Raw genomic sequence first — 4,594 nt, forward strand, 5'->3', positions numbered from 1 at the left:
CAAATCTGAAAGCAATTCACAACAGTAAACATAAACGTAAAACAATATTTTAAACTGCGAATGCTAAGTAAAAATACAAATCTGAAAGCAATTCACAACAAGCAAGCATTAAAGATACTATCATACTATGGACTAAAAGAGGTATAATTGTTTAGTGGATGTGGATTATTGCTAAGAGATAATGAAATATCTCTTATTGATTGCTAAAAAAGTTGTACAATTAATAAGGTGTTAATTGTGCAATTAATTATTAAAAAATGTAGAATTATTTTGATAAAAAAGTACTATTTTTACAGAGTTATAAAAATAGTAAACGAAGAACTAAAAGTTAACTTAAAATAAAGATACGAATAATTAACATTTCTAAAAGCTTAATTTGAGATTGTTACTAACAATTTTTATGCAATAATTTAAAAATAAATAGTTAAACTACTATGGCAATACGTTACCGAATTACCAAGCGAACCAATACTATAAATCCTACTAAAGAAAGTAAATACATAATGCAAGCTGTTTCTACAGGAACTATAGATTCTAGAAGGTTAAGTAAAGAAATTAGTATGGAGAGTACCTTAAGCCCTACCGATGTGCATGCCGTTTTATTTGCTCTAGGTGAAAAGTTACAATTTCATTTGCTTGAAGGTAAAACAGTTGACCTTGAAAATATTGGAAAGTTTAAATTAGGATTTAAATGTAAAGCAGAAGATGAGCAATTGAAATTGAGTCCAAAGCGTAGTATTTTAAAATACCATTTAAATTTTCAACCGTCGGTTTTTATAAAGCGTTTATTAAAAAAAGGGATTACCACCTATAAAGAAGGGAGTAGAAGTAAAGATTAATCCTTTATGGAGGTTTTATTAAATATTTTGCCAATTAATAAAAACACTTCGACAGGCTCAGTGTGACAAATAGTAGCTCAAATAACAAAAATACAATTACACTCAAAAAGTGATAATTTATAATTTCTCTTTCAATCGTTTAATTTCATCTCGAAGTTTAGCAGCTACTATAAAATCTAGTGCTTTTGCAGCTTCTTCCATTTGTTTTCTCTTTTTACGAATACGTTTTTCAATTTCAGGCTTCGTTAAATACATTAATTCTTCTTCAGCTGCCATAGTCATAATTTCATCTGAATAATAGGATGCTCCTGTATTTTTTGCCAACGTATTTTCTATATTTTTTGTAATTTGAGTAGGCGTAATATTATTTGCAGTATTGTAAGCAATTTGTTTTTCACGTCTTCTTTCAGTTTCATCAATTGTTAGCTGCATACTTTTTGTAATTCTATCAGCATACATAATTGCTTTACCTTCAACATTTCTTGCCGCTCTACCAATAGTTTGGGTTAGTGAACGATGTGAACGTAAAAAACCTTCTTTATCAGCATCTAAAATAGCAACAAGTGAAACTTCTGGTAAATCGAGACCTTCACGCAATAGGTTTACACCAATCAACACATCAAAGATTCCTTTACGTAAATCTGCCATAATTTCTACCCGTTCTAACGTATCAACATCTGAATGAATATAACGACAACGAATTTGAATTCTGCTCAAATATTTTGTCAATTCTTCAGCCATTCGTTTTGTTAAAGTAGTAACCAAAGTACGCTCATCTTTTTCAACTCTAATTTGAATTTCCTCAATTAAATCATCAATTTGATTGATACTTGGACGCACTTCAATTTCAGGATCTAATAATCCTGTTGGTCTAATAACTTGTTCAACAAAAACACCTTCGGTTTTTTGCAATTCATAATCGGCAGGTGTTGCGCTTACAAAAATTACTTGGTTTTGAATTTCTTCAAATTCTTCAAATTTTAAAGGTCTGTTATCCATTGCAGCAGGTAATCTAAAACCATATTCAACCAAGTTTTCTTTTCTAGATCTATCACCTCCATACATGGCATGAACTTGTGGGATAGTAACGTGACTTTCATCTATAATCATTAAATAGTCGTCTGGAAAATAATCTAATAAACAAAAGGGTCTTGAGCCGGGTTCTCGTCCATCTAAGTAACGCGAGTAATTTTCAATTCCACTACAATACCCTAATTCGCGAATCATTTCGAGGTCAAATTCGGTACGTTCTTTTAAACGTTTAGCCTCTAAATGTTTACCAATTTCTTTATAATAATCGTATTGTTTCATTAAATCTTCCTGAATGGCGTGAATTGCATTTTGAAGGATATCAGGAGAAGTAACAAATAAATTTGCTGGATAAATATTGAGTTGTTCAAATTTTTCAACTACCTGATTGTTAGTCACATCAAAGCTTTCAATTTCTTCAATTTCATCACCAAAAAAATGAATTCTATAGGCGTGTTCTCCATAAGAGGGGAAAATAGTAATGGTATCTCCTTTCACTTTAAAAGTTCCGCTACTCACTTCAGTTTCTGTTCTAGAATATAAACTTTGAACTAGTTGATGTAAAAATTTTGTGCGTGAGATTTCTTTGTTTACTTCAATTGAAATAATATTTTTTTTGAATTCTACCGGATTTCCAATTCCATAAATACACGATACTGAAGCTACAATTATAACATCTCTTCTTCCTGATAAAAGAGCTGAAGATGCACTAATACGTAATTTTTCAATATCTTCATTGATAGATAAATCTTTTTCAATATAAGTTCCAGTTGTTGGTAAATAAGCTTCAGGCTGATAATAATCGTAGTACGAAACAAAATATTCTACCGCATTATTTGGGAAAAACTGTTTAAACTCTGAATATAATTGTGCAGCCAGTGTTTTATTATGTGCTAAAACTAAGGTTGGTTTTTGAGTTTTTTCAATCAAATTAGCAACCGTAAATGTTTTACCTGAACCAGTAACACCTAATAATGTTTGGTATTTTTCTTGCGAATTAATACCATCTGTCAATTGTTTAATTGCTTCAGGTTGGTCACCAGTTGGTTTAAATTTAGATTCTAATTTGAATTGCATGCTGCAAAAATAATGTAATTTTATCTTTTAAACCCGTTGTACATTATTATAAATTTCGTCAATTCGAGTGAATTTTAGCCCTGATAGGGGTTGAAATTCGTATCGAGAATAGAAATTTTATGATAAAGAGTAGTTCTCGATACAATTTTTTATCAAAAATCACTCGATCTGACGTTGAGTTCAAAATAATAATTTATAATGCACAACGGATCTTTTAAATTTAATAGTATGAAGTGTATTTCTAAAAGAATTGCGATAGTTTTTTTTCTTTTGAGTTTAAATTTAATGGCTCAAGAAACATTTCCAACTTCTTGGGAAGGAAATTATAAAGGTGAATTGCAAATTTACGGAGTTGATTCTGTAAAAATGAAAGTTGTTATGAAACTAGATATACTTCAAAAAACAGATTCAATTTATCAATGGAAAATTACTTATGATTATAAAGGAAAAGAAGATATACGAGATTATGAGTTGGTTTTAATTGATAAATCTAAAGGAATTTATAAAATTGATGAAAAGAATACAATTGTAATTGATTCTTATTATAGAATTGGAATTTTTACTAGTTTTTTTGAAGTGATGGATTCGTTTATAATTTCAACTTATACGAAAAATAGAGAGGGTATTATATTTGAAATTATTGCAACTGCTGGTAAAAATCCATCTATCACTGGAAATTCTAAATTTAAAGAAGAAACTATTCCAGAGGTGAAATCTTATTTAGTGAATGGAAGGCAACAGGCAATTTTAAAAAGAGAGCATTAACGTCTTATTAAGCTAAAATGACCTTTTAAAACTCTTGAATCTTCCAATTCAACTCTATACCAATAATCTGTTGAAGGTAGAGGGTTTCCATTGTAGATTCCGTTCCAACCTGGTCCTAAAGGATTTAAAATTGTGATTAATTTTCCAAATCTATTAAAAATATAAATATTTGAAGTTGGCTGAAATTTTATACCTGTTACGTGCCAGGTGTCATTATAGCCATCTCCATTTGGTGTAAAAAAGTTTGGAATATTAATTACAGAAACAACAATACTAGCTTCTAAACAATTTTCTACATCTCTAATTTTAATTGTATGTAAACCAGCGGATATATTTTCGAAAAAATTATTTAAAGAAAATGCATTATTATCTATAGAAAACTCATAAATACTAATAGGTAAATTTATGGTTAAAACAGTTATAGTATTATTCACTGAATTGTCATTCAATTGAATGTTGTTTTTATCGAAATTTAATAAAGGAGAAATGGGGATACTATTAATTTCTATGCTTTTTGTTTTTATGCAATTATTTTGATTAGTAGCAGTAACTGTATAAAGTCCACTTGTATTGATAATAATACTTGGTGTATCTCCAATAATTTTATTTTCTTCATTTATCCATTGATATTGATAGATGTCTGCTGGATTTTCTATACCAATTTCATAGTCTAAAGAAAGAAAACAAAAATCGAGGGAACTTGACAAATCAAATTTAGGAACAGCATTAACATTTAATGTAATTAGACTTTCTATTTTAAAACAATTAATTAAAGTATGGTCAATTCTCACCACAATTTGTTGATTAAAAGGGGAAGTAGTATTTCTATAATTAGTTGTATTGATTTGATTAATTTCAGAAAGAGCATCATTGATAGTATGATA

The 4,594-nt window shown here is 29.0% G+C and carries 4 protein-coding genes; 2 read left to right on the plus strand and 2 right to left on the minus strand.

The window, feature by feature from the left end; genetic code table 11:
- Positions 1-434: 434 nt before the first annotated feature.
- On the plus strand, positions 435-839 hold the full coding sequence (locus QM495_RS02940; RefSeq protein ID WP_408670615.1) for an HU family DNA-binding protein: 405 nt from the start codon (positions 435-437) through the stop codon (positions 837-839).
- 117 nt (positions 840-956) lie between these two features.
- On the opposite strand, the gene uvrB is transcribed toward QM495_RS02940, so the two are convergent.
- Entirely contained in the window at positions 957-2,945 is a 1,989-nt protein-coding gene (gene uvrB, locus QM495_RS02945) for an excinuclease ABC subunit UvrB (RefSeq protein ID WP_408670616.1), read from the minus strand.
- Positions 2,946-3,173: 228 nt separating this feature from the next.
- Here uvrB and QM495_RS02950 point away from each other — a divergent pair, with 228 nt between their 5' ends.
- A complete protein-coding gene (locus tag QM495_RS02950) occupies positions 3,174-3,710 on the plus strand; it encodes a hypothetical protein (RefSeq protein WP_408670617.1) in 537 nt (178 codons plus the stop codon).
- Here QM495_RS02950 and QM495_RS02955 read toward each other — a convergent pair.
- Positions 3,707-4,594: T9SS type B sorting domain-containing protein (locus QM495_RS02955; RefSeq protein WP_408670618.1), on the minus strand; the 888-nt coding region annotated here is incomplete at its 5' end. The two genes, QM495_RS02950 and QM495_RS02955, sit on opposite strands and share 4 nt — an antisense overlap.

It is taken from the genome of Lutibacter sp., assembly GCF_046055765.1.
Lineage (GTDB): Bacteria > Bacteroidota > Bacteroidia > Flavobacteriales > Flavobacteriaceae > Lutibacter.

Coding starts and splice junctions, on each gene's coding strand:
- uvrB (WP_408670616.1), bottom strand. CDS start 2,945: ATGCAATTCAAATTAGAATCTAAATTTAAACCAACTGGTGACCAACCT.
- QM495_RS02940 (WP_408670615.1), top strand. CDS start 435: ATGGCAATACGTTACCGAATTACCAAGCGAACCAATACTATAAATCCT.
- QM495_RS02950 (WP_408670617.1), top strand. CDS start 3,174: ATGAAGTGTATTTCTAAAAGAATTGCGATAGTTTTTTTTCTTTTGAGT.